The organism is Pseudomonas sp. RL_5y_Pfl2_69, from assembly GCF_963970465.1.
Taxonomy (GTDB): domain Bacteria; phylum Pseudomonadota; class Gammaproteobacteria; order Pseudomonadales; family Pseudomonadaceae; genus Aquipseudomonas.
This window is the reverse complement of record NZ_CAXAOU010000011.1, coordinates 163716-187170: the sequence shown is the minus strand read 5'-3', so window position 1 is coordinate 187170 and position 23455 is coordinate 163716. Positions and strand designations below refer to the sequence as shown.

At 59.3% G+C, this 23455-nt stretch carries 21 protein-coding genes and 1 pseudogene; 12 read left to right on the top strand and 10 right to left on the bottom strand.

What is annotated here, in order from left to right:
• Window positions 1-22 precede the first annotated feature (22 nt).
• From AACY07_RS18705 to AACY07_RS18695, 3 genes are read left to right on the top strand one after another with little or no spacing between them, the layout of a single operon-like run.
• Window positions 23-598, top strand: a complete 576-nt coding sequence (locus AACY07_RS18705; protein WP_338648841.1) for a YfiR family protein — start codon at window positions 23-25, stop codon at window positions 596-598.
• Window positions 595-1866 carry a diguanylate cyclase domain-containing protein gene (locus AACY07_RS18700; RefSeq protein ID WP_339476697.1) on the top strand — a complete coding sequence of 424 codons (1272 nt, stop codon included), beginning with the start codon at window positions 595-597 and terminating at the stop codon, window positions 1864-1866. Before AACY07_RS18705 ends, AACY07_RS18700 begins: the two co-directional genes overlap by 4 nt.
• A gap of 7 nt (window positions 1867-1873) precedes the next feature.
• The gene (locus AACY07_RS18695; RefSeq protein WP_338648839.1) at window positions 1874-2377 is read left to right on the top strand and encodes an OmpA family protein; all 504 of its coding nucleotides are present in this window, start codon (window positions 1874-1876) and stop codon (window positions 2375-2377) included.
• A gap of 118 nt (window positions 2378-2495) precedes the next feature.
• Here AACY07_RS18695 and AACY07_RS18690 read toward each other — a convergent pair whose 3' ends face one another.
• Window positions 2496-3443: a LysR family transcriptional regulator gene (locus tag AACY07_RS18690; RefSeq protein ID WP_219262359.1), complete on the bottom strand. Its 948-nt coding sequence runs from the start codon at window positions 3441-3443 to the stop codon at window positions 2496-2498.
• A gap of 114 nt (window positions 3444-3557) precedes the next feature.
• On the opposite strand from AACY07_RS18690, the gene AACY07_RS18685 reads away from it, so the two are divergent.
• Both AACY07_RS18685 and mmsB read left to right on the top strand, forming a co-directional pair.
• Window positions 3558-5072: a CoA-acylating methylmalonate-semialdehyde dehydrogenase gene (locus AACY07_RS18685; RefSeq protein ID WP_133078812.1), complete on the top strand. Its 1515-nt coding sequence runs from the start codon at window positions 3558-3560 to the stop codon at window positions 5070-5072.
• 11 nt (window positions 5073-5083) lie between these two features.
• Complete coding sequence (gene mmsB, locus AACY07_RS18680; protein WP_133078813.1) at window positions 5084-5971, top strand: 3-hydroxyisobutyrate dehydrogenase; 888 nt, start codon at window positions 5084-5086, stop codon at window positions 5969-5971.
• 55 nt (window positions 5972-6026) lie between these two features.
• On the opposite strand, the gene AACY07_RS18675 is transcribed toward mmsB, so the two are convergent.
• The 3 genes from AACY07_RS18675 to AACY07_RS18665 all read right to left on the bottom strand — a co-directional run bounded on the left by AACY07_RS18675 (window position 6027) and on the right by AACY07_RS18665 (window position 8932).
• Window positions 6027-6371: a cupin domain-containing protein gene (locus AACY07_RS18675; RefSeq protein ID WP_016783536.1), complete on the bottom strand. Its 345-nt coding sequence runs from the start codon at window positions 6369-6371 to the stop codon at window positions 6027-6029.
• Between the two features lie 137 nt (window positions 6372-6508).
• On the bottom strand, window positions 6509-7912 hold the full coding sequence (locus AACY07_RS18670) for an amino acid permease (protein ID WP_133078814.1): 1404 nt from the start codon (window positions 7910-7912) through the stop codon (window positions 6509-6511).
• A 138-nt stretch (window positions 7913-8050) separates the two neighbouring features.
• Entirely contained in the window at window positions 8051-8932 is an 882-nt protein-coding gene (locus AACY07_RS18665; protein WP_339476692.1) for a LysR substrate-binding domain-containing protein, read from the bottom strand.
• A gap of 214 nt (window positions 8933-9146) precedes the next feature.
• On the opposite strand from AACY07_RS18665, the gene AACY07_RS18660 reads away from it, so the two are divergent.
• The 6 genes from AACY07_RS18660 to AACY07_RS18635 all read left to right on the top strand — a co-directional run bounded on the left by AACY07_RS18660 (window position 9147) and on the right by AACY07_RS18635 (window position 15796).
• Window positions 9147-9911 carry a sulfite exporter TauE/SafE family protein gene (locus tag AACY07_RS18660; RefSeq protein ID WP_339476690.1) on the top strand — a complete coding sequence of 255 codons (765 nt, stop codon included), beginning with the start codon at window positions 9147-9149 and terminating at the stop codon, window positions 9909-9911.
• Window positions 9912-10054: 143 nt separating this feature from the next.
• Window positions 10055-10645, top strand: coding sequence for an NAD(P)H-dependent oxidoreductase (locus AACY07_RS18655; RefSeq protein ID WP_339476687.1), 591 nt, complete (start codon window positions 10055-10057; stop codon window positions 10643-10645).
• Window positions 10646-10760: 115 nt separating this feature from the next.
• Window positions 10761-11681, top strand: coding sequence for a LysR family transcriptional regulator (locus AACY07_RS18650; protein ID WP_339476684.1), 921 nt, complete (start codon window positions 10761-10763; stop codon window positions 11679-11681).
• Between the two features lie 334 nt (window positions 11682-12015).
• Complete coding sequence (locus AACY07_RS18645; RefSeq protein ID WP_133078819.1) at window positions 12016-12267, top strand: DUF3077 domain-containing protein; 252 nt, start codon at window positions 12016-12018, stop codon at window positions 12265-12267.
• A 231-nt stretch (window positions 12268-12498) separates the two neighbouring features.
• Entirely contained in the window at window positions 12499-14166 is a 1668-nt protein-coding gene (gene ggt / locus AACY07_RS18640; protein WP_339476681.1) for a gamma-glutamyltransferase, read from the top strand.
• Window positions 14167-14350: 184 nt separating this feature from the next.
• Window positions 14351-15796, top strand: a complete 1446-nt coding sequence (locus AACY07_RS18635) for a SulP family inorganic anion transporter (RefSeq protein ID WP_339476680.1) — start codon at window positions 14351-14353, stop codon at window positions 15794-15796.
• Between the two features lie 133 nt (window positions 15797-15929).
• Here AACY07_RS18635 and AACY07_RS18630 read toward each other — a convergent pair whose 3' ends face one another.
• From AACY07_RS18630 to AACY07_RS24320, 3 genes and pseudogenes are all read right to left on the bottom strand, one after another.
• Window positions 15930-16373, bottom strand: a complete 444-nt coding sequence (locus AACY07_RS18630) for a hypothetical protein (RefSeq protein WP_339476678.1) — start codon at window positions 16371-16373, stop codon at window positions 15930-15932.
• A 249-nt stretch (window positions 16374-16622) separates the two neighbouring features.
• On the bottom strand, window positions 16623-17327 hold the full coding sequence (locus AACY07_RS24325) for a methyl-accepting chemotaxis protein (protein ID WP_405046758.1): 705 nt from the start codon (window positions 17325-17327) through the stop codon (window positions 16623-16625).
• Between the two features lie 198 nt (window positions 17328-17525).
• Window positions 17526-18410, bottom strand: a pseudogene (locus AACY07_RS24320) (methyl-accepting chemotaxis protein); the annotation flags it as partial.
• A 504-nt stretch (window positions 18411-18914) separates the two neighbouring features.
• On the opposite strand from AACY07_RS24320, the gene AACY07_RS18620 reads away from it, so the two are divergent.
• Entirely contained in the window at window positions 18915-19637 is a 723-nt protein-coding gene (locus tag AACY07_RS18620) for a histidine phosphatase family protein (RefSeq protein WP_339476674.1), read from the top strand.
• A 210-nt stretch (window positions 19638-19847) separates the two neighbouring features.
• On the opposite strand, the gene AACY07_RS18615 is transcribed toward AACY07_RS18620, so the two are convergent.
• The 3 genes from AACY07_RS18615 to AACY07_RS18605 form a co-directional block, all read right to left on the bottom strand.
• A complete protein-coding gene (locus AACY07_RS18615; RefSeq protein ID WP_339476672.1) occupies window positions 19848-20354 on the bottom strand; it encodes a hypothetical protein in 507 nt (168 codons plus the stop codon).
• A gap of 92 nt (window positions 20355-20446) precedes the next feature.
• A complete protein-coding gene (locus AACY07_RS18610; RefSeq protein ID WP_339476669.1) occupies window positions 20447-21907 on the bottom strand; it encodes an ArnT family glycosyltransferase in 1461 nt (486 codons plus the stop codon).
• A gap of 198 nt (window positions 21908-22105) precedes the next feature.
• Window positions 22106-23401, bottom strand: a complete 1296-nt coding sequence (locus AACY07_RS18605; RefSeq protein WP_339476666.1) for a carbohydrate porin — start codon at window positions 23399-23401, stop codon at window positions 22106-22108.
• Window positions 23402-23455 lie beyond the last annotated feature (54 nt).

Below are 23455 nucleotides of genomic sequence, written 5' to 3'. Positions count from 1 at the left end.
AAAGATTACAGAGAAATCCTGCATGGACGTGGCTGTCTCATCGACAGAACAGTACTTTGGATGGCGGCTTCGGCTGCTTGCATTTTGCTTGTTACTGCTGAGCGTTCCTTGCCTGGCTCAAGCTGAAGCGCCAATCAACTTGGCTGATCAGCGTGCCAAGGCTGTGACTCAAGTGGTCCTTGGCATCCTGAGTTATGCACGCTGGCCCTCCGAGCCGGCGCAATTGCAGCTATGCATCATCGGCCCCACCGAATACACCGATGACCTGATCAAGGGCGCGACGCAATCCAGTGGCAGGCCGGTGCAGGTGCACCGCGTGCTGGCCAGTGACCCGGGCATTGCCAGCGACTGCAACGCGGTCTATCTGGGCAAGCTCAGCGTTGAGGAACGCAGTGGTCTATTCACCCGGCTGAATACCAAAGCCGTTCTGAGCATCAGCGAAGACAGTGATCAATGCACCGTTGGCAGCCTTTTTTGCTTGCACGTACGCGATGAGCAAGTGTCGTTTGAGGTCAATCTCGACTCCGTGGCCCGCAGCGGCGTACGTATTCATCCCAGTGTGTTGCAGCTGTCACGCCGCCGGGCGGCAGAGCCATGAGTGCGTTCAAACCCCGTAAAAAACCTCTGCGCTTGCGCTCGGTCTTGCGCCGTGGCCACTTGGGCGTGGCCTTGGTGGCCGTCACACTGGCCAGCGCTTCCATGACCCTGCTGGGGGTGCTTGCGCTCAAGGTTTACGCCGATCACAACCTGCACCTGATTGCCCGCGCCATCAACTACACCTCGGAAGCGGCGGTGGTGTTTGATGACCGCGCGGCGGCAACCGAAGCGCTGGCCATGATTGCGTCCACTGAAGCGGTCGCCGAGGCCCGGATCTACACAGACGATGGCGAACTGCTTGCGCACTGGCAACGCCCTGAAAACGGCCTGCTGTCGAAGGTCGAAATGCTGTTGGCCGATGGCTTGCTGGAGCAACCGATCAGCGTGCCGATCTTGCATCAGGGCCAGGAAATCGGCTTGGTGACAGTCCGGGGGCATGGTGCCAATTTGCTGCGCTTTTTACTGAGCGGGCTGTTGGGTGTGCTTGTGTGCACGGCGCTCAGTGCCTGGAGTGCGTTGTATCTGTCGCGTCGACTCCTGGATGGCATCACGGGCCCCTTGCAACAACTGGCAGAAGTGGCCCACGCCGCTCGCCGCGAGCGTGCGTTCGATCGGCGCGTGCCGCCTGCGCATATTGCTGAACTGGACAGCCTGGGCAACGACTTCAATGCACTGCTCGATGAACTTGAGTCATGGCAGAGCCATCTGCAGAACGAAAACCAGACCCTGGCGCATCAGGCCAGTCACGACTCGCTGACCAACCTGCCCAACCGCGCCTACTTTGAAACGCGACTGACGCGCACCCTGCGCTCGCTGAACAACGCCCGAGGGAAGGCCGCCGTGCTGTTCCTCGATAGCGATCATTTCAAAGACATCAACGATTCCTATGGCCATGCCACAGGTGATGCGGTGTTGGTGGCTATCGCGACGCGCATTCGCGCCCAGTTGCGTGAAGGCGATGTTGTGGCGCGTCTGGGTGGCGACGAATTTGCAATATTGCTGACCCCGCTGCACAAGATCGAAGACGCCCAGCGCATTGCGGACAAGGTGATTGCCAGCATGCTTGAGCCGATTAAAGTGCCGGGCCAAATCAGCATCGTGTCCTCACTCAGTATCGGCATCGCCGTCTACCCCGAGCATGGTGCAACCGCCGAGGATCTGCTCAGCGCAGCGGATGCGGCGATGTACCAGGCAAAGCGCCTCTCCCGAGGGGGGCAACACCTTGCGGAGCTGGAGTGCCCCGTAAACACCGTCATTACCAGGAGCTAACCCCCACATGCGTGTTTTGATTCATCGTTACCTGACATTTTTTAGCGTTGCCCTGTTGCTGGCCACGCTGTCGCTGACCGGTTGCCAGACGGCTGCGCCAAAAGGGCTGACGCCTGCCCAAGTTGCCGTTCTGAAAGAGCAGGGCTTTGAGCTGACTGAAGAGGGCTGGGCATTTGGCTTGTCGGGCAAAGTGTTGTTTGGCAGCGACCTTGAAGTGCTCAACGGGCAAAGCCAGGAAATCGTGGAGCGCATCGGCACCGCCTTGCTCGGTGCAGACATCCAGCGCGTGCGGGTCGACGGCCACACTGACTCCTCAGGCAAGGAGTCCTACAACGAACAACTGTCCGTTCGCCGCGCCAACAGCGTGGTCAAGGCTCTGCTCAAGGTCGGCATGCGCCCCGAGAATATCCAGATCCGTGGGTTGGGCAGCCGCGAGCCGGTGGCGTCGAACAACACCCGCGCCGGGCGTACGGAAAACCGCCGCGTGTCGATTGTGGTGATTGCCGACTAGAGATTCGTACTGACCCCTCTTTGTGGGAGCGGGCTTGCTCGCGATAGCATCACCGCGATCATTCAGGCAGACCGCGGTGTCTGAATCGCGAGCAAGCCCGCTCCCACAGGGGGTGGGGTCAGTCCACAAATTTCATCCCGCGCGTCTCGCCCAGCAGCAGCGGCGCATTCAGTTCCGTCACTTCGCGGATGTAATCCCATAGCAAGGTGATGCGTTTCAACTTCCTCAGATCTTCACGGCAGTACATCCAGAACTGTCGCGTGAGGTTGACCTCGTCAGGCAGCACCGGCAGCAAACGCGGGTCCTGAGCCGCCAGAAAGCACGGCAAAATCGCCAGCGAACGGCCTTGCTGCGCGGCCACGAATTGCGCAATCACGCTGGTGCTGCGCAAGTTGGCGCTGGCGCCCGGCAATACATTGGCCAGGTAAAGCAGCTCCGAGCTGAACGCCAGGTCGTCCACGTAACTGATAAACGTATGCTCCGACAAATCAGTCATCCGCCGGATTGGCGGGTGCTGGTCCAGATACTCCTGGGTCGCATACAGCTGCAAGCGGTAGTCGCACAGCTTGCAGCACACATAGGGCCCGTGTTCCGGGCGCTCCAGCGCGATAACAATATCGGCCTCGCGCTTGGACAAGCTGATGAAGTGTGGCAACGGCAGGATATCCACCGAGATCGCCGGGTAGGTATCCACAAAATGGCTGAGCTGGGGAGTGATGAAAAAACTGCCAAACCCCTCGGTGCAGCCCATGCGCACATGCCCCGACAGCGCCACGCCAGACCCTGATACCTGCTCGCAGGCCATGTGCAGCGTGCTTTCTATCGACTCGGCATATCCCAGCAAGCGCTGGCCTTCGTTGGTCAGGGTAAAGCCATTGGTGCGCGACTTTTCAAACAGCAAAGTCCCCAGGGCAGCTTCCAGCGAGCTGATCCGCCGCGACACGGTGGTGTAGTCAACCGCCAGCCGTTTGGCTGCGCTGCTGGCTTTGCGAGTGCGGGCCACCTCAAGAAAAAACTTCAGGTCGTCCCAGTTCAGGGCGCTTAACGATGTGATGTTTTTTTGCATGTTAGACCGGCTTTTATGTGCGTTCTTATTAGAAGAACGCACACCTATACTCCAAAAACAGTCCTGCGACCAACCTGGACGCCCGTACTCACAAGAATAATTCCGGAGACTTCCATGAGCGTTTCTAACACCCCGTATCAAAACGCACGCTTGCTGATCGACGGCGAATGGGTCGAGTCGCAGACCACCGAGTGGCACGACATCGTCAACCCGGCTACCCAGCAAGTGCTGGCCAAAGTGCCGTTCGCTACCGCCGATGAAGTCAATGCCGCCATCGCCGCCGCTCAACGCGCCTTCCAGACCTGGAAGCTGACGCCTATCGGTGCGCGCATGCGCATCATGCTCAAGCTGCAAGCGCTGATCCGCGAACACTCCAAACGTATTGCCACCGTCCTGAGTGCTGAACAAGGTAAAACCATTGCCGACGCCGAGGGCGATATTTTCCGTGGTCTGGAAGTGGTCGAGCACGCGTGCTCCATCGGCACTTTGCAAATGGGTGAATTCGCCGAAAACGTTGCAGGCGGGGTAGACACCTACACCTTGCGTCAACCTATCGGCGTCTGCGCAGGCATTACACCCTTCAACTTCCCGGCCATGATTCCTCTGTGGATGTTCCCGATGGCCATCGCCTGCGGGAACACCTTCGTACTCAAGCCGTCCGAGCAAGATCCGCTGTCGACCCTGATGCTGGTCGAGCTGGCCATCGAAGCCGGTGTTCCGCCGGGCGTGCTCAACGTCGTACACGGCGGCAAGGATGTCGTGGACGCGCTCTGCACCCACACCGATATCAAAGCGGTATCGTTTGTCGGTTCGACCGCCGTCGGCACCCATGTCTATGACCTGGCGGGCCGTCACGGCAAGCGCGTGCAATCGATGATGGGCGCCAAAAACCACGCTGTGGTACTGCCCGACGCCAACCGTCAACAAACCCTCAACGCACTGGTTGGTGCAGGCTTTGGCGCTGCCGGCCAGCGTTGCATGGCCACCTCGGTGGTGGTGCTAGTGGGCGCCGCCAAACAATGGCTGCCAGACCTCAAGGCGCTGGCGCAACAGCTCAAGGTCAACGCAGGCAGTGAGGCGGGCACCGATGTAGGTCCGGTGATCTCCAAACGTGCGAAAGAGCGCGTACTGGGGCTGATTGAAAGCGGGATCAAAGAAGGCGCGGTGCTGGAACTGGACGGGCGCAACGTCAAGGTTCCGGGTTTCGAACAAGGCAACTTTATCGGCCCGACCCTGTTTTCGGGCGTCACCACCGACATGCAAATCTACACCCAGGAAATCTTTGGCCCGGTGTTGGTGGTGATTGAAGTCGACACCCTCGATCAGGCCATCGCGCTGGTCAATGCCAACCCGTTTGGCAATGGCACCGGCCTGTTCACCCAAAGCGGCGCTGCGGCACGCAAGTTCCAGACTGAAATCGATGTCGGCCAGGTCGGTATCAACATCCCGATTCCAGTGCCGGTTCCGTTCTTCAGCTTCACCGGCTCCCGTGGCTCGAAACTCGGCGATCTGGGGCCGTACGGCAAGCAAGTTGTGCAGTTCTATACTCAAACCAAGACCGTCACCAGTCGCTGGTTCGACGATGAAAGCGTGAATGATGGCGTTAACACCACCATCCATCTTCGTTGAGGGCACACACCATGAACATCGCATTTATTGGCCTGGGCAACATGGGCGCACCGATGGCGCGCAATCTGCTCAAGGCCGGGCACTCGTTGAACCTGTTTGACCTGAACAAAGACATCCTGGCCGAACTGGCAGCCCTTGGCGGCCATGTCAGCGCCTCGCCACGGGAAGCCGCCCAAGGCACCGGGCTGGTGATTACCATGCTCCCGGCGGCCGCCCATGTACGCAGCGTATGGCTGGGTGAAGACGGGGTGTTGGCCGGGATCGGTGCCGGGGTGCCCGCAGTGGATTGCAGCACCATCGACCCGCAAACCGCCCGTGAAGTAGCCGCCGCTGCGGCCAAACAGGGCGTGCAAATGGCCGATGCACCGGTATCCGGCGGCACGGGCGGCGCGCAGGCGGGGACCCTGACCTTTATGGTCGGCGCCTCACCGGCATTGTTCGACACCTTGCACCCGGTACTCGCTCAAATGGGTCGCAACATCGTCCATTGCGGGGATGTGGGCACCGGCCAGGTGGCTAAAATCTGCAACAACCTGCTGCTCGGGATTTCCATGGTCGGCGTCAGCGAAGCCATGGCACTGGGTGCCGCGCTGGGCATCGACAGCGAAGTGCTTGCGGGTGTTATCAACAGCTCCACCGGGCGCTGCTGGAGTTCGGAGGTGTACAACCCGTGGCCGGGCATCGTTGAAACGGCGCCGGCATCGCGGGGCTATACCGGCGGCTTTGGCGCCGAGCTGATGCTCAAGGACCTGGGGCTGGCCACCGAGGCTGCACGCCAGGCCCATCAACCTGTGGTGATGGGGGCTGTGGCGCAACAGTTGTATCAGGCCATGAGTCTGCGCGGCGAAGGCGGCAAAGACTTTTCGGCCATCATCAATAGCTATCGCAAGCCCGAATAGGGCTTTTCCGGGAATCCGCGTCGGGCGGATTCCCGGTTTTTTTGCGCGCTTTCAATCACGCAAAAACGAAGTACTTGCGCACGGTTTCCACCACTTCCCACGTGCCTTTCATGCCCGGCTCCACCACAAAGATATCCCCGGCCCGCAGATGGATCGGTTCTTTGCCTTCCGGGGTGATGATGCAATAGCCCTCACGGAAATCGCAGTATTCCCACTTCACATACTCCACGTACCACTTGCCGGGCGTGCAGATCCACGTCCCCATGATCTTGCTGCCGTCTTCGCTGGTGTAGGCGTTGAGGTTGACGGTATGCGGGTCGCCCTCGAGTTTTTCCCATTTGCAGGCATCGAGCACGGGCAGGGGATGGGTGTCGCGAAGCACGGTGATTGGCGCAGACATAAGACCTCCGGTGATGGGTTATCGAACCTCACCCTAACCGTGGTGGCGCACTGACAGATGCCTGATTCCGACACCCAGATACGCAAAAGCCCCGGCACTGAGTGAGTGCGCGGGGCTTTTGTGTAACGGCTGAAGGCTTAGCGGGTGTTCGCCAGCGCCTGGCCCTTGCTCAGGCGTAAACGGTAGAACCCGTAAATGATCAGCAGCCATACAGGGATTGCATACACCGAAGCGCGAACGTCGGGGATCATCCAGATGACGGAGACGATCACCGCCATAAACACCAGGCACAGGATGTTGCTGAACGGGAACCAGAACGCCTTGAACGAAGGCGTCACGCCCTCAACGGCCATCGCCTTGCGGAACTTGATATGGGTGAGGCTGATCAGCGCCCAGTTGATCATCAACGAGGCAACCACCAGCGCAAACAGCAACTCCAGCGCTTTATGCGGGGCCACATAGTTGACCACCACGCACAGCAACGTCACCAGCGCCGACACGCCCAGCGCGCGCAAGGGCACGCCATTTTTGGTCAGTTTCATCAGCGCCTTCGGCGCGTCACCCTGCTCGGCCAAGCCGAACAGCATGCGGCTGTTGCAGTACACACCGCTGTTGTAGACCGACAGCGCAGCGGTCAGCACCACAAAGTTGAGGATCTGCGCGGCGGTGTCGCTGCCGATCAAGGCAAAAATCTGCACAAACGGGCTGCTGCCGTAGGCATCCCCACCGGCGCCGAGCGTGACCAGCAACTGGTCCCACGGGTACAACGCCAGCAGCACGGTCAGTGCGCCCACGTAGAAAATCAGGATCCGGTACACCACCTGGTTGATGGCCTTGGGGATCACTTTTTTCGGCTCGCTGGCTTCAGCCGCCGTGATGCCCACCAACTCCAGGCCACCAAAGGAAAACATGATAAAGGCCATCGCCATGAGCAAGCCCATGCCGCCATTGGGGAAGAACCCGCCGTGGCTCCACAGGTTGCTGATCGACGCCTGTGGGCCGCCGGTGCCGCTGAACAGCAGGTAGCAACCCAGTACGATCATGCCGACAATCGCCACCACCTTGATAATGGCGAACCAGAACTCCATTTCACCGAACACTTTGACGTTCAGCGTATTGATCAGGTTGACCAGTACAAAGAACACCACGGCGCTGACCCAGGTCGGCACCTCGGGCCACCAGAACTGAATGTACTTGCCCACCGCCGTCAACTCGGCCATGCCGACCAGCACGTACAGGACCCAATAGTTCCAGCCCGACAGAAATCCCGCGTAGCCGCCCCAATACTTGTGGGCAAAGTGGCTGAAGGAGCCGGCAACCGGTTCTTCGACGATCATTTCGCCCAGCTGGCGCATGATCAGGAACGCAATGAAACCGGCGATCGCATAGCCAAGAATCATCGACGGTCCGGCCGACTTGAGCACGCCCGCCGAACCCAGAAACAGGCCCGTACCGATCGCGCCGCCCAGGGCAATCAGCTGGATATGGCGATTTTTCAAACCGCGTTTGAGTGTGACCGGGGGGGAGTTAGCGTCAGCCATCGGGTGCCCTGTGAGTTGTTATTCTCAAAAACTTGATAAAAATACCCGCGGCCAAAGGTGCCTAGGGTGTCGCAAGCCCCGGATATTACTCTTGGTAAAAACGAAGGCATACAGGAGAGCACCAAACAGCGACTCTTCCTACAAGCTCAACGCCTCCAGCAATGCCACTGCATAGGCAGGCAACTGCTCAAACGAGCGTGCGCACAGCAGCAGTTTGCGATCCGCCCACGGCTCGCAGAGGTTCACCACTTTGAAGGTGCGCGGCGCCTGCCAGCGCTCAATCGTCGCCTTGGGTACGACGCCCAGCCCGGCACCGCGGGCGACCATGCGCAACACTCCGTCGAAACCTTCGGCGCGAATCCGCACCTGCATGCGAACGCCCACGTGCAGCGCCTGCTCTTCCAGGTACACCGCCAACGCACTGCTGGCCGACGACCCTACATAGTCATGGCTCAGGGTGTCGCTGAAGGAGAGATCTGGCCTGTTGGCCAGAGGATGGTCTTGGGGTACCACCAGTACCAGCGGGTCATCGCGAAAGGGGCGGGTTTGCAGGTCGCGGGTGTCGACGGCATTGGAGATGACGCCAATATCGGCTGCGTCCTGGCGCAATGCATGGGTGATGCGCAGGCTGGTGAGTTCTTGCTGATCGACGCTGATGTTGGGGTGCTGGCGCACGAAATCGGCGAGCAGCTCGGGCAGGTATTCGGTGAGGGCTGAGGTGTTGCACAGCAGGCGTATCCGGCCCTTGAAGCCCAGGGCGTACTCAGCCAGGTCATGGTTCATGCGCTCGACGTGCTGCAGTAACAGCCGTGCATGGTGCGCGAGCGCTTGCCCAGCCGGGGTCGGGCTGACCCCACGGCGAGAGCGGAGTAGAAACGCCACGCCCAACGACGCCTCCATCGCTCTGATCCGCGCACTGGCCGCAGGCAGAGACAAATGACTGAGGCTGGCGCCCTCCGTAATGTTGCCCGCCTGCACCACATTCAAGTACAGGCGCAGATCAACCAGATCGAAGTGCATGAACGGTCCTTGCCCTCCCTGTGGGAGCGGGCTTGTTGTGGGAGCGGGCTTGCTCGCGATGGCAGCGCCATGATTTGGCAGATACTGCGCGGCGATAGCATCGCGAGCAAGCCCGCTCCCACCCAGAGGCGTGTGTTTAGTCTATTGCTGCGCAAGAGGCTGGCTTCATCTATGGCGAATTTTCAACGCCGTCGCCGTGGCCCAGCATACACCCATGAAAACACTGATCGAGTTCTACCAACACCTCGGCCTGGCCTTGTCACTGCTGGTGATGATGACCTTTTTACTGGCGGGAACCGTCAAGGGCGTCATCGGTCTTGGCTTGCCAACGGTGGCGATGGGCATGCTCGGGCTGGCTATTGCTCCAGCGCAGGCTGCGGCGTTGCTGATCATTCCCTCCATTGTCACCAACGCCTGGCAACTGGCTGCCGGCGGGCAGTTGCGCACGCTGATAAAACGCCTGTGGCCCATGCAGTTGGGCATCTTTATCGGTACCGGGGTCGGCATGCTCTGGCTAAGTATCGACGGCGGCACGTGGGTGGTGCGGGCGCTGGGGGCGGCCTTGCTGCTCTACGCCCTCTGCGGACTGTGGCTGCCCACCCTGCGCGTCGCCCCGCAGCGCGAGCGATGGCTGGGCCCGATATGCGGCGTGATCACCGGGGTGATTACCTCGGCCACCGGCGTGTTTGTGATTCCCGCCGTGCCGTATCTGCAGGCGCTGGGCTTAAGCAAAAACCAATTGGTTCAGGCCTTGGGATTGTCCTTCAGCGTCTCCACATTGGCCCTTGCCGCCGGGCTTTACTGGCGCGGCAATCTGGGCGGCGGTGAGCTCAATGCCTCATTGCTGGCGCTGGTGCCCGCCATGCTCGGCATGTGGCTGGGGCAGTGGTTGCGCCAGCGCATCAGCGCCGCGCTGTTCAAACGGGTGTTCTTTATAGGCATGGCGCTATTGGGTGCGCACTTGATGGTCAACAATTGAGTATTCATTCGTGCATTAACAGCAAAGGTGATTTGACCCACCACGGGTTTTTCTTGAGCAAGCGCATCGATATTCTGCCGACATGATTTTTAACCCCCCTGTCGCTCAACAGCGCTGAGGGTTTACCCCCCTGGAGGCTGATGATGAAAAAAATACTCTTGCTTAACGGCGCCAAAAAATTTGCCCACTCCGATGGTCGCTACAACCTGACCCTGCACGACACCGCGCTGGCGTTTTTTGATCGCCAGGGCTTTGAAGTCAAAGTGACCCACATCGACGAAGGCTACGACATCGCCGAAGAGGTTGAAAAATACCTGTGGGCTGACGTGATCATCTATCAAATGCCGGGCTGGTGGATGGGTGCGCCCTGGATCGTCAAGAAGTACATCGATGAAGTATTTACCCAAGGCCACGGCAAGCTCTACGCCAGTGACGGTCGTACCCGTTCCGACGCTTCTCAGCGTTACGGCAGCGGTGGCCTGATTCATGGCAAACAATACATGTTGTCCCTGACCTGGAACGCCCCGCAGCAAGCGTTCGATGATCCGGCGGACTTTTTCGAAGGCAAAGGCGTGGACGCGGTGTACTTCCCGTTCCATAAAGCCAATGAATTCCTGGGCATGACCGGCCTGCCGACCTTCTTGTGTGTCGACGTGATGAAGCGTCCGCAACCCGAAATTGACGCTGCGCGTTATGAACAGCACCTGAGCGAGGTGTTCGGTCTCAAGGCATAACGACGCCAGGGTGGGAGCAGGCTTGCTCGCGATGCAGGCGACGCGGTTGTTCAGACGAACCGCGGTGATACCATCGCGAGCAAGCCCGCTCCCACACGTAGATAAGGTCGCCCGCGTGAAAGCCAGATCCGATGAGCTGCAAATTTTTGTCTCGGTCATCGAGTGCGGCTCGATTTCTGCCGCTGCCGAGCAAGCCGGGCAAACGCCGTCCGCCGTCAGCCGCACGCTTTCAAGGCTGGAAGCCAAGCTCGGCACCACGCTGATCAACCGCACCACGCGGCGCATGGACCTGACCGAGGAGGGCAAGTTTTTCTTCGAGCGGGCCAAGCTGATCCTTGAGCAGATGGACGAGCTGGAAGAGCGCCTCATCTCGCACCAGCGCACGCCCTCGGGACGGTTGCGCATCAATGCAGCCGCGCCTTTTGTGCTGCACGCCATCGTGCCGTTTATCCCCGAATTCCGTGCGCTGTACCCCGACATCCAGCTTGAACTCAACAGCAACGACCTGATCATCGACTTGCTGGAGCAAAGCACCGACATCGCCATTCGTATCGGCACCCTGGCCGACTCCACCTTGCACGCCCGTTCCCTGGGGTGCAGCCCGCTGAACATCCTGGCCAGCCCCGACTACCTTGCCCGTCACGGCGTCCCCACCCGCGTGGCGGACCTGGCCAACCACACCCTGATCGGCTTTACCCAAAACGATGGCCTCAATCAGTGGCCGCTCCGTTATGCACAGGGTGATCGCTGGCCCATTCAGCCGGCCATCAGCGCGTCCAGCGGCGAAACCGTGCGCCATCTGGCGCTGCAAGGGCAGGGCATTGCGTGCCTGTCGCACTTCATGACCCATGAAGACATTACCCACGGGCGCTTGCACGTCGTGCTGGGCGAGTTCAACAGCGGCTACCGCCAACCGATCAACGCCGTGTACTACCGCAACTCACAACTGGCGCTGCGCATTCAGTGCTTTCTGGACTTTATCCAGGCCAAGCTCGCCAGCTACGCGATCTGCGACAAGCCCACAGGGCTTGAGTGAGGTTCCTACACATAAAGCAACGTCTGCACCTGCTGCGTCGCTTTCTATTGAGGGACGATTCCTAGAGAATCCTGACCGTCTTGTGGCGCTGCACACGGGTGGATAGTCTCGCCGGGTCGCTGATTTCAGTGACCGGTTTTGACAGACCGTGAAGAACGAGTAGCGTTGCGTCATATACATCTCAACGTGTTATGGCGGCTGCGTGTGGGGCACTTTCGAGTGCACCGGGTCTTGCTTGTTCTCCTCGGTCTGTCAACCCGCACGCAGCTGCCACCTTCTTCGATTGACAGCGGGTAAGTGGTAGTTCTTCCAGCCTTTTTATGAGAATTAAGCGATGAAGAAGATTGTTCCCGACCCTCCGCTGTTCACCTGCGCCCACCAGGGCACTTCGCTGTTTGCCATCAACCCCGGCGTACCTGTTCAGGAAGCGCTCAAACATGCCTCGTTGCTGCTCAAAGGCGCAGAACTGACCGCCGACGACATCCGCTCCCACCTCAGTGGTTTTGAGGCCGAGCAGTTGTGGTGCGTGATTCACGGCGTCGAACTGGCCCGTGGTCTGGTGGATGCACTGATCACCGAAACCTGACACCCCTGTAGTCGCTGACGAGGAACGAAGGCTGCGATCTGCTTGCAAGGTGTGTCTGATTGACCATGCACTCAGGTTTTACGATTGCTGCGCAACCGTACGCAGCCTCGCTACGCTCCTCAGCGGCTACAGACGTCACACAACCCGCAATTTTGTTTTTTGTTGTTTGAAAATGTTGCCCAAATCAGACAAGGTTTGGCCACAGTTGATAACAATAAAAGGAAGTACCGAATGCGCATTGTGTGGTTCAAAACCCTGGCCTTGACGGCCGCCATCGCTGCCAGTTCCTCGGCTTATGCCGTTACCCTGGAGGGCGGGGCTGTCGCTGCACCGGACCAGTACGGTGCCGAAGTGGCCGCGCAGATTCTCAAAAAAGGCGGCAATGCGGTCGACGCTGCCGTGGCAACCGCCTTCACCCTGGCCGTGACGTACCCCGAAGCCGGTAACATCGGCGGCGGCGGTTTCATGACGATGTACATCGATGGCAAACCCTATTTCCTCGACTATCGCGAGACGGCGCCCAAAGCCGCCACCCGCGACATGTACCTCAACGACAAAGGCGAGATCATCGAGAACCTGAGCCTGGTCGGTTCCCGTGCCGCTGGCGTGCCGGGTACGGTGATGGGCTTGTGGGAAGCGCACCAGCGCTTCGGTAAATTGCCGTGGGCCGAACTGCTGACCCCGGCCGTGGGTTACGCCAAAAACGGTTTCAAGGTGGCCGACCAGCAATACCAGTACCGCGAAGATGCGCTGGCGCTGTTCAAGGGCACCACCAACTTCGGTGACTACTTTGGCAGCATGAAGCCCGGCGAAACCTTCAAGCAGCCTGAGCTGGCCGAGACCCTGGAGCGCATCGCCGATCAGGGCGCCAAAGAGTTCTATCATGGCAAGACCGCTGACCTGCTGGTCGCGCAAATGCAGAAGGACAAAGGCCTGATCACCAAGGAAGACCTGAACGAATACAAGGTCAAGTGGCGTGAACCGATGCGCGTCTATTTCCGCGGCAACACCCTGTACACCGCGCCGCTGCCAAGCTCGGGCGGTATCGCGCTGGCCCAACTGATCGGCATCAAAGAAGACCGTGCAGCGGACTTCAAAGGGGTTGAGCTGAACTCCGCGCCGTATATCCACCTGCTGGCCGAGATCGAAAAACGCGTGTTTGCCGACCGTGCCGACTACCTCGGCGATCCGGCTTTCGGCAAGATGCCGGTGGCTGAACTGACAGACCCGGCCTACATCGCCAAGCGTGCGAAGGAGGTCAATCCGAAGGCTATTTCCGAGACTGCCAAGGTCAAGCCGGGCCTTGAACCGCACCAGACCACGCACTTCTCCATCGTCGACAAGCAGGGTAATGCGGTCAGCAATACCTACACCCTGAACTGGGACTACGGCAGCGGCGTTGTGGTCAAAGGCGCGGGCTTTTTGCTGAACGACGAAATGGATGACTTCAGCTCCAAGCCGGGCGTGGCCAACGCCTTTGGTGTGGTGGGCGGCAATGCCAATGCCATCGAGCCGGGCAAGCGCATGCTGTCTTCCATGAGCCCAAGCCTGGTGACACGCGATGGAGAAGTCACGCTGGTACTCGGCACACCGGGTGGTTCGCGGATCTTCACCTCGATTTTCCAGGTGCTGAACAACATTTACGACTACGACTTGCCACTGGAGAAAGCCGTGGCTGCACAGCGCGTGCATCACCAGTTACTGCCCAAAGACACGATTTACTTCGACGCCTATGCACCGCTCACCGGCAAGGTGGCTGACGAGCTCAAGGCAATGGGTTACACCCTTGAGGATCAGGGCTGGAACATGGGCGATATCCAGGCGATCCGGGTTAACGGCACCCAGCTTGAAACCGCGTCCGACCCGCGTGGTCGTGGTGTGGGCATGGTTGTGAAGTAAACCGCAACGCACAGAGTGGGAGCGGGCTTGCTCGCGATGCAGACACCTCGGTCATTCTGGTTCACCGAGGTGTGGCCATCGCGAGCAAGCCCGCTCCCACAATTGCTTTTTAGCCCCTGCAATTTGTTACCATCCTTTACTTATTATCCCTTCCGTTTTTCCCGTCCCGACTTTTAGGTAAGCCATGAAATTCTCACGTCTGCGCGCTGATGTCCTGGCCGGGCTCACGACGTCCTTCGCCTTGTTGCCCGAGTGCATCGCGTTCGCGCTGGTTGCCCACCTCAACCCGCTGATGGGCTTGTATGGCGCGTTTATCATCTGCACCCTCACCGCGCTGTTTGGCGGGCGACCGGGCATGGTGTCCGGTGCGGCCGGGTCGATGGCGGTGGTGATCGTCGCGCTGGTGGTGCAACACGGCGTGCAGTATCTGTTGGCCACCGTGCTGTTGAGCGGGCTGATCATGCTGGCGTTCGGTTTGTTCAGGCTCGGCAAGCTGGTGCGCATGGTGCCCCATCCGGTGATGCTGGGCTTCGTCAACGGCCTGGCGATCGTGATTGCCCTGGCGCAACTGGATCACTTCAAGGACGGCGGCACCTGGCTCAGTGGCATGGCGCTGTACATGATGATCGGACTGGTGGCCGTGACCATGGCCATTGTCTATCTGCTGCCACGCCTGACCCGCGCCGCGCCGCCTGCCCTGGTGGCCATTCTGGGCGTGGGCCTGGCGGTCTATTTTCTGGGCTTGCCGACCCGCACCCTGGGCGATATGGCGCACATTGCTGGCGGTTTGCCGAGCTTCAGCCTGCCGCAGATTCCCTGGACGCTTGAGACCCTGAGCATCATCGCGCCTTACGCAATCGTGATGGCCGTGGTGGGTTTGCTGGAAACCCTGCTGACCCTCAACCTGACCGACGAAATCACCGAGAGCCGTGGCTACCCGGACCGCGAGTGCGTGGCGTTGGGCGCGGCAAACATGGTGTCGGGTGCGTTTGGTGGCATGGGCGGTTGCGCCATGATCGGCCAAACCGTGGTCAACCTCAGCTCCGGCGGCCGTGGCCGGTTGTCGGGTGTGACTGCCGGACTGATGATTTTGCTGTTTGTGTTGTTCCTGTCGCCGTTTATCGAGCGTATCCCGTTGGCGGCGCTGGTGGGCGTGATGTTTGTGGTCTCGCAGCAGACCTTTGCCTGGGCCTCGTTGCGGGTGCTGAACAAGGTGCCGCTCAACGATGTGCTGGTGATCATCGCCGTGACGGTGATTACCGTGTTTACCGACCTGGCGGTGGCGGTGCTGTGCGGGGTGATTATCGCCGCGCTCAATTTTGCCTGGCAGCAGGCGCGTCAGCTGTACGCCGACGCGGATCTGCAAAGCGACGGCAGCAAGCTTTACCGTGTTCATGGCACGTTGTTTTTTGCCTCGACCACGGCCTTTCTCAAGCAGTTCGACCCGGCCAACGATCCGGCTCAGGTGACGCTGGATTGTCGCCACCTGAACTTCATGGATTACTCGGCCATCGCGGCACTGGACACCCTGCGCGAGCGCTATCGCAAGGCGGGCAAGCATCTGCGGGTGCTGCACCTGTCCGAGCGCAGCAAAAAACTGCTCAAGCGGGCGCGTGTGCAGCACGAATGAGCGAAATGCGTACGACACGTTGAGGCGTACCGTGCGCTGGTGAAGTGGGTTTCTGGCAATGAAAGTTGCCGGTGTATATAAGCCCGTGTGTTGAATAGCCGTGAACCAAGTTCGCGGCTATTAAAAGGTTTTGTTAGCCCGGTAGTAAGATTTTTACGCTGGCAGTGCAAGTGGGTTTGCTGTTTTGTGATCGATCAAATTCAAATTTGACGTATTGAGTCACTGAACTAGGTGTCCACAGGTAGGTTCGCATTTTCATCGCGTGCTTCAGGTTATCTTGCCTGAGGTTCTTGCTGTAACTTTTCCACGGCGTTGGTTTATTAAAATAACCGTCAACTTCATAAACGCTGAGCTTGGCGGCATGAGCGTTCTGATGCCCTGCAGGCGCTTTGATTTGATAGGCGGTATTGGTGACGTAGACCCGCGGACCTTCTCTTTCTGCATTTATATAGGCGGTGCCGGTGAAGCCGGCGGTCGAGCAACTGGCTGTGTAGTCTTGAGCGAACGAAGAGGACATCGCAAACAACGTTGCAATGGCAAGAGTAACTTTAAGTGCGGATTTTTTTTGAGTTGACATGAATCTGGAGCCTGTTATTAGTTCGGCCCGAGACTTTAGGTGAGGCGTTAATTGTTCGACTATGCGCACGTTTACATTTGTCGGTAAGGTTTTTCTTAGTTGTTTATAGCCGTAAGTAGTGCGGCACTTTGTCGTGGGCCTATGTCCGGGGGCGATGAGTAACGTCTCCCGGCAAGTCACTGTTGATGGTGGGCGCCGTTCTTTAAAAGGGGCCGCTGAAGCGGCCCCTCCTGTGTCACGAGTGGGTCATTACACCTTGAAGTGGCTGACCATCTCTTGCAACTGATTGCCCAGACGCGCCAGTTCAACGCTGGACTTGGCCGTCTCATCGCTGGCCGCTGCGGTTTGCTCGGAGACGTCGCGCACGTTGACGATGCTGCGGCTGATTTCTTCGGCGACCGCGCTCTGCTGTTCGGCAGCAGCGGCAATCTGCTGGTTCATCGACTGGATATTCGACACCGTACGGGTGATGCCTTGCAGTGAGGTGCCCGCCTGACGGGTCAGGGTCACGCTGCTGTCGGTCAGGGTGCGGCTGTTGTGCATGACGGTGGCCACGTGCTGCGTGCCGCTTTGCAGGGCCGCCACCAGGGTTTGAATTTCTTCGGTGGATTTTTGCGTGCGCTGGGCCAGGCCCCTTACTTCGTCGGCAACCACGGCAAAACCGCGACCCGCATCACCGGCGCGGGCAGCCTCGATGGCGGCGTTGAGGGCCAGCAGATTGGTCTGCTCGGCCACGGCCTTGATCACGTCCATCACGCTGCCGATCTTGTCGCTTTCCTGTTGCAGTACAGCCATGGCTTCGGTCGAGCGACCCACTTCCACGGCCAGGCGCTCGATCTGGTCAATCGCCTGGTTGACCACGGTGTCACCTTCGCGAGCTTCGTTGTCGGCGGCTGCGGCCGCTTGGGAGGCTTGCTCGGCATTGCGCGCCACTTCTTGCACGGTGGCGGTCATTTCATGCATGGCGGTGGCCACCTGATCGGTCTCGATCTTCTGGCTGTTGACCCCGGCGCTGGTTTGTTCGGTCACGGCGGACAGCTCTTCGGCCGCGCTGGCGATCTGGCTGACGCCGTCGCGGATACCGCTGATCAACTCGCGCAGGGTGGTGCCCATGCGTGCAATGCCTTGTTGCAGCACGCCCAGCTCATCGCGGCGGGTCACGCGCAGGTTGTGGCTCAGATCGCCACCGGCAATGCGGTCTACCACGGCCAGGGTTTCACGCAGGGGCACAGTGATCTGGCGCGTGATGATCACGGCGGCCGTGATGCCAAACAGCAAGACCAGCAAGGTGGTGATCAATTGCATGCTGTTGGCCGTGGCGCTTTCGATGTCGCGACGTTCCAGCTGGATCTTGTACAGCTCATCGCTGAGGCCAAGGACGCTGGCACCGTATTCGGTCATGTCCTTGCGCATGGCGATGATGGTGTTGTCGGTGCTGGCATACAGCTCCAGCGCTTGCTGGTACTGCTCCATGGTTTTGCCCAGGGTGCGCAGGGTGTCGCCGGCATTTTCGCCAAAGTGCGAGCTCAGGCGTTCCAGGCTTGCGATGGCGGTGTCCAGTTGCTGGCGTGCGGCCTTTTCGGTCGTGGGGTTGGGCGCAGCAATGTAGGCCCGAACCTGGTAACGCGAGAGCAGGAACTGCTCACGTACTTCGGACACGTTCTGGAACATGGCAAAACGGCTTTCATCGCCGACGGGTATTTGCAGGGCGCGGTTGATCAGGGTCGCGATGGCGTCCTGTGCCAGTACGGCATTGCGGTCCATGTTGGCCCGCGACACGGCGGACTCAACGTAAGCCTTGCGCATCGTGACCAGCGCTCGCTCGTAGCGGCCGATGATCTCTTGTTGCTCCTTGAGCAGCTTGAGGTTTTCCGGGCTCAGGAAGGTGCTGATCAGCTCTTTTTGCTGGGTAGAGAACGCATCAATGCTGGCTTGTACATTCTGTGCGGCGGTTTCGTCGCCATCGGTGAGCATGTACTGCAGGCGCGCCACCCGCAGGTTGGTAAACGCCGTATTGAGCCGCGTGATGTCGCTCATCCAGTTACTGCGATCAATCATCTTGTCGAGGCTGATCCAGTTACAGACGGCCATCACGCAGGTAAGGGCCAGTACCAGGCCAAAGCCCAGGGACAGTTTCAGGTTGACGCTGATATCGCTCAGCCATCTATTCATAAGGTTCTCCAGGAACGCTGCACGCATGATCTAAGTTCGCTGGAGGGAATTATTTTTTTTGACCCAGCCGAGTGTTGTGTTGGAGAGGTATCGGCTGCATTCGTCAGAGCTGAAACGTTTTGTTTTGCGCCAGTTCACATAACCTCATATCCATTTGACGCGTGTGCCTGATCTTCGCTTTTACGCTTTTTTTCACATTCGTTTCACCTGCCTCTGACCTCCATTTTTTTAGCCTACCGTTCAGCTAATAGATGCCTGAATTGTGCAAGTCTATTTCTTACAGCAGGGCCGCGATGCGACCCGTTGTCATATTCGAGCGATAGGGTAGGCCGGTGTCTTTCACTGACTGCCGCAGAGGGTATAAGTACCGTGACGTTGAGCCTTGATCTGACCGGGATTAACCGTACGCTGCTACGCCGTGGCCTGGTTCGTTATAAAAATGCGCTGGTGGTGATCGTCGCGAGCGTGATGGCTATTGCGTTGACGTTGACGCTGCTGGCCCCTGCGGCCCCGCCTGATCTGGCACAGCCTAGTCATGCCGATCATGTGGTGTTGCTGACCGATAGCTGGGCCAAGGGTGATGTGATTGCGGTGGTCCGTCATGGCGAGCGTTGCGACCGTTCCTCGGCGCAGTGCCTGGGCCCGGCAGACGGTGTGACGGTGCGCGGTGAAGCTGCGGTTCAGGCGCTTGGCGCAGACTTCAATCAGTTGGGGCTCAAGAACGCTGACATTTACAGCAGCCTGTTGACCCGTGCGCGGCAAACCGCCAGCGCCATGTTCGTGCACCCGGTTGAGGCACAGGACTGGCTGTTCAACTGCCGGGGCACCATGTTGCGTGATGCCCTCAAGCACAAAGTAGCGGGCCAGAACCTGATTCTGGTGAGCCACAGCGAATGCATGGACCAACTGCTTTTGGACATGCACCTGTCAACGAGCACCACGTTTGGCTACGGCTCCACCTTGTTCATCCGGGCCAGTGACGCCCACGGTGAGCCGCAGATGCTGGGCTATATCGAGCCCAAGGACTGGGCGAGCATCGTACCGGTGATGACCGCTAGCAGCCGCCACGGGTTTGAAGCCTCGCAATTCTGACCCCCCCTTCAAGCAACACGCAAAGCCCGACACATGAGCGCAATGCTGTTCAAGTGTGGGAGCGGGCTTGCTCGCGATGGTCTTCAGAGCGCCGCATTTACTCAGTAAATACGCGTCATCGTTAACGACCATCGCGAGCAAGCCCGCTCCCACAGAGGCAGAAATCACTTAAGTGAACAGCCTTGCGCGCATGTGCCGGGCTTTTTCATGTCATGCGCGGTTCAGCAGGCGGTTCCAGTTTTGCTCGTCGGGTAATGGCAGGTCGCTGAGTTCCCGTGCCACCACCTGTTCGATATCGCTGGCGCTGAGCACTTTTTCATCGAGCCACGGCCAGGTCGCATCCGCATCCCTGAAGTTGAGCTGACTGTTCAATTGCTGGCAGGCGAGGGCGAGCAGATGCATCAGCCACCACTGGCTGGTGATGTAGGGCTTTTGCTGCGCGGGAATGCGATTCAGCAGGGCTGCCACGTCGGGCAGGTTGGGGCTGGGGGACTCGCTGCTGTGCAGGTTCCAGACAATCGAGCCGTTGTTAGACACATCCTGATTGGCCAGTGCCGGATCGGTGCTGACTTCAATGCTGACCTTCACATGTTGCTGCTCAAGCTGATCAATCAGGTAATTGGCCAGATCAGATGTGCGTAAAAATGCGGTGGCCGTGTTGAAGGCCAGGTGAGCGTCGTAGTCGCTCAGGGTTTTGCTGGAAATACCGATGGTCATGACAGGCTCCTTGACTGGGAATCGCCCAAGGAGCGTAGCCAATACACCGTGATCGGCCACGTCATATGCCGTTCTGTTGCCCGGGATCAAGTTTATGGGGCGGGAGCGGCCTGGCTGACAAAGTAGAAGTGGTGCCGCCCTACACTGACCTCGTCCAGGATGCTCAGGTTCATCCCCGGTACCTCGGGCTTTTCCACCAGGGCGATATGGTCGGGCGATGCACTGAGAAACGCCTGCAGTTCTGCTGTTGAATTGAGCGTGTGCTGCAATTGCTGGCTGTAAAACACCACGGCACCCAGGCGCTCGTCGGGCCTGAGCAGCGCCACCTGTTTACCGCGGGCTTGCAGATCCATGACGTAGGCCGCCAGAGGCTGGAATGACTCTTCCTTATCGGCAAGGGGTGCCCGATGCGCTGCCAGCAGGTAGGCGGCTACCAGGCCCGCCAACAGTGCAGCGGCCAGTGGCCGGTGGTAGTCGCTGAGGAACCTGGCCGTGGCCGACACCGGACTTTTTTTGCGCAGCCAGTCCACAATCACCTGGGCGTATTGCGCGGCAATCACGGCGGCTGCAGGTGCCATCGACATCATGTACACCGCACGCTTGCTGGAGGCGAAGTTGAGCAGCGCAAATTGCGCCACCAGCCACACGCAGAAAAACAGCAGGAACGGATTGCTTCGCAGTTGTTTGCGAAAGTGCCACAGGCCCAGATAAGTCAGCAGGTTCCACGGTAAAAAGGCTTCGGGCAGTTTTCGCAGGTAGTAGTAAAACGGTTCGTAATGCCCGGCCTCGACAAACGACCCGCTGAAGCGACCCACGCTGTTGGTCCACAACAGTTCGCTGACCGCCTGCATTCCGCCGCGCTGGTAGAGCACGCACAGCCAGATGAACAGCGGGATTAGCCCGAGCAGAGTCAGCAACCCCGGGCGTAGCCAATTGCGCAGGACGAAGCGTTTCTCTAGCAGGCTTTCACACACCAGATAGGTAAAAATCACGATCCCCGGCAGCGCCAGGCCCAACACGCCTTTGCTCAGGGTGGCAATGGCAATCCCGGCGGCAAACAACAGCCAGGGGCCCCAGGCAAAACGCAGCTGGCGGCTGGCATAGAAAAACGCCAGCAAGGCCATGGTCACACCCAGGGTGAGCAGTGCATCTTCGCCTACTTGACGGGTGTTACCCCAGAAAATGCCCATCGTTGCCAGCATCGCTGCTGCTGTCCAGGCCAGTGCCGTGGGGCGTGCGAGTTTGCGCAGCATGACGTACAGCAACATCACACAAAACAATCCGGCAAAGGCTGATGCCAGTCGCACGGCGAATAGCTGGGCGCCGAACACTCGGATGGCGCCAGCGTCCAGCCACAGGCTGAGCGGTGGTTTTTCCAGGAAGGGTTCGTTGAGCAGGTGGGGTGTCACCCAGTCGTCGCTCAAGTGCATCTGCATGGCGATACCCGCCACCCTGGACTCGGTCGACCCCTGCAATTGGTGATTGCCCAGTGCAAAGAAGAACAGCACGCAACCGAGCAGTAATAACAGTAGAGCGGGGCGAGTCAGGCGCATTGGGCTACCAGGCAGTCATCGAATGGAATACTGCGCTGGAGTATAGGAGGGGAGTTCTTAACAAATTGTGAAAGCTGGCAGGCCAACCACACATCCCTGTGGGAGCGGGCTTGCTCGCGATGGTATCGCCGCGGTCTGACTGCAAAACCGCAGTGATAGCATCGCGAACAAGCCCGCTCCCACCATAAGCCCAAGCCGTCAGAACGTCGCTTTGACCTGCAATCCCGCGACCAGGGCATTGCTGCGGCTGGCGCCATAGAACGCACCGGGTTCGATGATGTACTGAAGGTCGGGACGCAACAGCAGCCACGGCGTGACTTGTGCGCCATAGTTCAGTTCAAGCAACTGCTCGCCGCTGTCCAGGCTGGCAATCATGTCGGCTTGCTCAGGGCTGCTGGCAGCCGCTTCTTGTACATCCCGTGAGCGCGAGTTGAACACGGCGCGACCATAGGCGAAGGCGATGCTGTCTTTAGGACGGCTGGCAAATGGCTTTTGCTTGACCAGGCCCACCGAGTACCAGTGGCTCATCGGTGAGGTCGCGGCATTGCTGCGGGCCGCCTGGCCAAAGGCGCGCAACACGCTTTCGGGGTCTTGCTCGTCACGCCAGATGGCCTGGTCGACCAGCACGTAAGCACCGGTACGGTTGTTGGCTTTTTGCGTGCTGCCAATTTTGCGGGTGTTGGAGGTGTCGTAGTACCAGCCCACTTTGTATTGGCCATTGAGCCAGGCGTCGTGGGTGAAAATTGCCTCCAGCGGCATGATCGCCCCCGTCGTGCCTTTGGTGGTCATGCTGAAGGCTTCCGAGGAGCGGCTGTTGTACTCGGGGTTGACCTGGAAGACAGCGGTTTGCAGGGTCAGTGCCGGGCTCACGGTGTAGCGCAATTCGCCACCCCAGTGACCGGTCGGGTAGTTGGTCCAGCCACTGCCGTTGGACTGGGTCAGCGGGTGTGCGCAAAAACCGGCGTTGACGAAGCTGGTCAGCAACGGCATGCCGCCAAAATCATTGCCCATCGGCATGAAGCCCAGCTTGGTGGTCAGGTCTTCGGAAAACAGGGTGCGCTGATAGCTGAACTCAGACAGACGGGTGTAGTTGCCGCCAGCGTTTTCCTGGATCGGCAGGCGGTTGCCTACCAGATCTTCAGAGGCGCTGTGGCCGCGACGATCATTGACGGTGATTTGCACCAGGCCAGCATCGGCGGTGCCGAGCAGCTTGCTCAGGTCGAACTGGGCGCCGATACGCACTTGCTGCGAATAACGGGTGCCGTGCTTGATCCCGCCATGCAGGTTGGAAAAGGTTTCGGAGTTGTAGTCACCGGTCAGTTTGACGCCTTTATCCATCAACTTTTGGCGCTCACCGCCCCAGTCGCCGGTCAGGGTCGAACGGTTCATCAGGTTGTCGGTGGTGTCGGCCAGTACGCAGGCAGGCGTCAGGGCCAGCAATGACAAGCCGCTGCACAAGCTGGTGCTCAGCAGGGCGCGGGAAGAGAAAAACATCTACAGAAGCTCCTTCGGATGAAGTGCCGGCGAACAGGGCGCGACACGATGCCG

Excerpts from the sequence above, each read along its gene's own strand:
- AACY07_RS18705 (WP_338648841.1), top strand. The coding sequence starts at position 23 with ATGGACGTGGCTGTCTCATCGACAGAACAGTACTTTGGATGGCGGCTT.
- AACY07_RS18700 (WP_339476697.1), top strand. The coding sequence starts at position 595 with ATGAGTGCGTTCAAACCCCGTAAAAAACCTCTGCGCTTGCGCTCGGTC.
- AACY07_RS18695 (WP_338648839.1), top strand. The coding sequence starts at position 1,874 with ATGCGTGTTTTGATTCATCGTTACCTGACATTTTTTAGCGTTGCCCTG.
- AACY07_RS18690 (WP_219262359.1), bottom strand. The coding sequence starts at position 3,443 with ATGCAAAAAAACATCACATCGTTAAGCGCCCTGAACTGGGACGACCTG.
- AACY07_RS18685 (WP_133078812.1), top strand. The coding sequence starts at position 3,558 with ATGAGCGTTTCTAACACCCCGTATCAAAACGCACGCTTGCTGATCGAC.
- mmsB (WP_133078813.1), top strand. The coding sequence starts at position 5,084 with ATGAACATCGCATTTATTGGCCTGGGCAACATGGGCGCACCGATGGCG.
- AACY07_RS18675 (WP_016783536.1), bottom strand. The coding sequence starts at position 6,371 with ATGTCTGCGCCAATCACCGTGCTTCGCGACACCCATCCCCTGCCCGTG.
- AACY07_RS18670 (WP_133078814.1), bottom strand. The coding sequence starts at position 7,912 with ATGGCTGACGCTAACTCCCCCCCGGTCACACTCAAACGCGGTTTGAAA.
- AACY07_RS18665 (WP_339476692.1), bottom strand. The coding sequence starts at position 8,932 with ATGCACTTCGATCTGGTTGATCTGCGCCTGTACTTGAATGTGGTGCAG.
- AACY07_RS18660 (WP_339476690.1), top strand. The coding sequence starts at position 9,147 with ATGAAAACACTGATCGAGTTCTACCAACACCTCGGCCTGGCCTTGTCA.
- AACY07_RS18655 (WP_339476687.1), top strand. The coding sequence starts at position 10,055 with ATGAAAAAAATACTCTTGCTTAACGGCGCCAAAAAATTTGCCCACTCC.
- AACY07_RS18645 (WP_133078819.1), top strand. The coding sequence starts at position 12,016 with ATGAAGAAGATTGTTCCCGACCCTCCGCTGTTCACCTGCGCCCACCAG.
- ggt (WP_339476681.1), top strand. The coding sequence starts at position 12,499 with ATGCGCATTGTGTGGTTCAAAACCCTGGCCTTGACGGCCGCCATCGCT.
- AACY07_RS18635 (WP_339476680.1), top strand. The coding sequence starts at position 14,351 with ATGAAATTCTCACGTCTGCGCGCTGATGTCCTGGCCGGGCTCACGACG.
- AACY07_RS18630 (WP_339476678.1), bottom strand. The coding sequence starts at position 16,373 with ATGTCAACTCAAAAAAAATCCGCACTTAAAGTTACTCTTGCCATTGCA.
- AACY07_RS24325 (WP_405046758.1), bottom strand. The coding sequence starts at position 17,327 with ATGACCGCCACCGTGCAAGAAGTGGCGCGCAATGCCGAGCAAGCCTCC.
- AACY07_RS18615 (WP_339476672.1), bottom strand. The coding sequence starts at position 20,354 with ATGACCATCGGTATTTCCAGCAAAACCCTGAGCGACTACGACGCTCAC.
- AACY07_RS18610 (WP_339476669.1), bottom strand. The coding sequence starts at position 21,907 with ATGCGCCTGACTCGCCCCGCTCTACTGTTATTACTGCTCGGTTGCGTG.
- AACY07_RS18605 (WP_339476666.1), bottom strand. The coding sequence starts at position 23,401 with ATGTTTTTCTCTTCCCGCGCCCTGCTGAGCACCAGCTTGTGCAGCGGC.